Below are 3,853 nucleotides of genomic sequence, written 5' to 3'. Positions count from 1 at the left end.
GGATATGTGCTACTTTCATCTGGATATGTGCACCACATTTGACTTCGCAGAACTTCCGTATTATGTGATGCGCAGGGGTAGTTTATAAACTGGGCTCGGCCGAGGGAAAACTTGGAAAGTAGAGTTATTCTATTATTCTTGATCTGTTGGTATCCGGGTATCTGCTGGTCCCTCGGTTTTCTCATTCTGGCATGAGCTAAAATAATAATATCGAGGTAGCCTTCGCCCTAACGGCAAGTTCAGTGATATTAGAGCGTCGTTATAGTTATATCCATATTATTAACATCGGTACAGGATTAGACTTTTATCTCAGAAGAGCCATCCGCTTTTATCGATGAGCATGGAATGTTCTGTGATCTCTGAAGAGCATTTTATCACTCAGTCGGGAGGGAATGATAATTCCAGCCAGGCCCGATGAAACGTGGAGTATTGAAGGAAGAGCAGCCACTTCCAGAACCGGAGAGCTAACCGGCATTGAGATGACTGGACTCTGCAGTCTGATCATCTCAGGCTCCGATTCCCGCCAGAGCCTCATGGCAGATGTTCCATCATGTGCCCCCACAGTCGCCCGCTACGCCCTGGCGGGCAGGCCGCCGAGGCTCACCGACTCGATCATCCTCGCGGAGCGGGTCCACGCCGCCCTCGTCGAGCTCTCCGACGGCTCGGCGACCTTCACCGGCTGCGATGAGGCCGGAAGGCCCCTCTCGGGCCACAACCACGCCTTCATCCTCCCCGAGTCGGTCGAGGCCCTCGGCCGGGGGAGGGAGGGCGAGGTGACCCACCTGACCGTCTACGCGCTCGCAGGCTTCGGCTCTCGGGAGACAGCCGCCCTCGAAAATCTGCGGGAGGTCCGGGGCGACGGGATCGTCGCCGACCTAACCCTCCTCGCCCTCGGCTTTCCCGGCGACTTCGGCGGGACCGATCCGGCCAGGGGCGCCTCCCCCCTCCTCGCCGAGTCGCGGATCTGGACCTCGCGGACCCCCTTCATCCCCACCCGCCACCCCAAGGCGACCCGGGCGGGAGCGGCGAAGCTCGACGCCTCCGGAAGGCAGATCGGAAGCCCCGAGCACGAGCTCTTGCGGCTCCTGGGCCTCGCCGGGTTTCCCGAGCCCGTGGCCGTCGAGCCGGTCTCCTTCACCGAGATCGCCGGGGAGCGCGTCGGCTGGTCGAGCTTCCGGCGGGCGCGAAACAGGGGGGACGGGAGGAGGGCGGGGTCGGCTGGATACGGCTTTCGGATCGAGTTTGCCGAGCCGGTCTGCGGGCCGGTGGCGGTGGGGTACGGGGCGCACTTTGGGATGGGGACATTCATAATTGACAGAATTGAGAATTCTGAAGATGAATCGATGACTGGAGCGTGATCTTACGCCAATTAACTTTGGAGATTTGAAGTTTTCCGAGAGGCGACAAGACATTGATACTAGTCTCAATTCGATCGCAAAGATGTATGAGAATCGACTGATAACTCAGCATTTTGGTATAGTCGACAAAATATTGTTCTTACTGAGGTGATATTATTATGAATAACATACAGGATTTTCAATCCAAGCACTTGTTTCTGCTAATCGGAGCAAATCCTTTGCCTAACTATGTCGCTGCAAAATTGTTGCGAAAGCCCGATGCAAAAGTTTACTTTATTCACACCGACGAGACTCTTGAGATAGCTCAACGTTTAGCCGGATTGTTGGGTCTAAGCAAAGAAACAAAGAGTTTCATTCCAGTCATAGAGTCAGATATAGACGATGTTTTCGATAAAGTATCAAATATATGTAAAAAGTTAGGGGGACAAGAAGTTGGCTTAAATTACACTGGCGGTACAAAGACCATGGTCGTCCATGCTTATCGAGCAGTTGAGAAGCTGTGCCACGATCCCGTATTCAGCTATCTGGATGCCAGGTCGATGAAAATGATAATAGAGCAACGTGATCAGCCATGTCTGGATTTCTCGGTTTCTCTTTCGATCAAGCCCGAGATTCAAGATTTGCTTGCACTGCATGGTTACAGTCTCGAACACGATCCGAATTGGTATCCGTTTAAGCCTGAGGTATGCCTTGAATTGGTAAAGATTCCCTGTGATGAATTGCGAAAATGGTGTGATAACTATCTGCGTGATGATAAGAATTCTCTTAAGAAGAAGGAGAAAGATTTAAATCCGATTCTACTTCCAAAAGATCCACCTTTTGATAAGGTGGCGTCTCACTGGCAAGATTGTAAGACTCTTGGTGAACTATCTGCAAAATGGGATATTAAAGCAAAGGAGCTTTCAAGGTGGCTGGATGGGCTGTGGCTTGAAAGCTACACGCTCTGGGCATTGCAAAAAATTGCCACTGAATGTGAAATTCATCAGTGTGGGATGAGCTTTGAGCCGAAGGAACGGAATTTTGAGTTCGATGTGGCTGCAATGCGCGGATACCAATTTTTTGCTATATCTTGTACCACAGGAAGCAATAAAGGATTGTTAAAAAACAAATTGTTTGAAGCCTATGTTCGTGCCCGTCAGATGGGTGGAGATGAGGCTCGTGTGGGATTGGTCTGCGGTGCACCCAAAGACAACCCGGAGAACAATCCGGAACTGATTCAAAGTGAAATCGAAGAAACTTGGGACGCTCAAGGCAAATTACAGGTCTTCGGTGCCGAACATTTGCCGAATTTATCTGAATACCTCCGGGAGTGGTTCAACTCTCAACCAAAATGAATGGTGAATCCAAATGATAGTCACAGCTATAGATACGACAAGAATCCAAAGTTACATTTTTGGAAGTAACATTCTGAAGCATAATGTAGGTGCATCTGAGTTGGTTCGCTGTGCAACTCAGGATTGGGTCTACAAGGAGTTAACAAGATTAGGGGCTACCAACGTAGATCTGAATGGTTGCATCGATGACCAGAAGGCGATCGAACATGAAGATTTGGTTTCTGAATTGATATATGCCGGCGGTGGTAATACCGTGCTACTATTTCGATCCGCCGAAACTGCACGCGAGTTTACCCGCTGCCTGAGCCGGAGCACTCTCCTAAAAGCTCCTGGACTGCAGCTGATCATTGCCCACAGCAGAGAGTTCGACTGGAAGACAAAAGTCTTATCTCAGGTGGTCAAGGCCACCCTTGAGAAAGCAAATCGTAAAAAGCTAGATCATGTGGCTTCAGCTCCTCTATTGGGCCTAAGCGTAACCGCAGACTGTCAGTATACCGGTTTGCCTGCTATTGATAATAACAAAGATGACAAGCGCATATCAGCTGAAATCAAGGCCAAAGAATATATCTTCGACGTAGCTCATGACCGCTTGACGGCCCGGCTGCCGCTTAATGGCTTTGAGATCCCAAAGGAATTTGATGATTTTGGTAGAACTAAGGGAGTATCCAGCTATATCGCCGTGGTTCACACTGATGGCAACGAAATGGGCAAACGAGTAGCGGATATTACCAACAGATACAAAAAACCAGAAGATAACCGCCCATATATAAACATGATGCGAGAATTCTCCAAATCGATAACAATCGTAGCAGAAGAGGCCCTAAAAGCCACGTTCTTGCACCTTATCGATTGTATCGACCATGAGTCAAAAATTCGCGGTGTCGTCCAAATTCGCAAGGACAAGTTACCGCTTCGCCCGATTGTTATGGGCGGGGATGACGTTACAGTGGTATGTGACGGACGGTTGGCGCTGACCTTGACGGAGTTTTACTTAAGACAGATCACGGCTAAACCGCTAGCTGATGGGAATCCGCTCCATTGGTCATCGGTTAAGCCCACCACTCCTCGGTAAAGCGCTTTCTATTTACATGCGGATCTACAGCTTCACTCATACTAAATTCTAAAGATGTTTTTAAGGAAGTTTCTAATCCCATATGTTGA

At 49.6% G+C, this 3,853-nt stretch carries 3 protein-coding genes; all 3 read left to right on the top strand.

Translation table 11 applies throughout. From position 1 onward, the window contains the following. The first annotated feature begins 479 nt into the window (after positions 1-479). Positions 480-1,358, top strand: a complete 879-nt coding sequence (gene csb2 / locus P0O24_RS12295) for a type I-G CRISPR-associated protein Csb2 (protein ID WP_316970044.1) — start codon at positions 480-482, stop codon at positions 1,356-1,358. Between the two features lie 158 nt (positions 1,359-1,516). Continuing rightward, the gene (locus tag P0O24_RS12290) at positions 1,517-2,692 is read left to right on the top strand and encodes a Card1-like endonuclease domain-containing protein (RefSeq protein WP_316970043.1); all 1,176 of its coding nucleotides are present in this window, start codon (positions 1,517-1,519) and stop codon (positions 2,690-2,692) included. Positions 2,693-2,705: 13 nt separating this feature from the next. Next, on the top strand, positions 2,706-3,764 hold the full coding sequence (locus tag P0O24_RS12285) for a hypothetical protein (RefSeq protein WP_316970042.1): 1,059 nt from the start codon (positions 2,706-2,708) through the stop codon (positions 3,762-3,764). Positions 3,765-3,853 lie beyond the last annotated feature (89 nt).

It is taken from the genome of Candidatus Methanocrinis alkalitolerans, from assembly GCF_029167205.1.
In the GTDB taxonomy this organism is placed as follows: Archaea; Halobacteriota; Methanosarcinia; order Methanotrichales; family Methanotrichaceae; genus Methanocrinis; species Methanocrinis alkalitolerans.
This window is presented reverse-complemented; position numbering and strand designations above follow the sequence as displayed.

What these genes read in the sequence shown, in the direction of transcription:
- csb2 (WP_316970044.1), top strand. Translation starts at nt 480, where the DNA reads ATGACTGGACTCTGCAGTCTGATCATCTCAGGCTCCGATTCCCGCCAG.
- P0O24_RS12290 (WP_316970043.1), top strand. Translation starts at nt 1,517, where the DNA reads ATGAATAACATACAGGATTTTCAATCCAAGCACTTGTTTCTGCTAATC.
- P0O24_RS12285 (WP_316970042.1), top strand. Translation starts at nt 2,706, where the DNA reads ATGATAGTCACAGCTATAGATACGACAAGAATCCAAAGTTACATTTTT.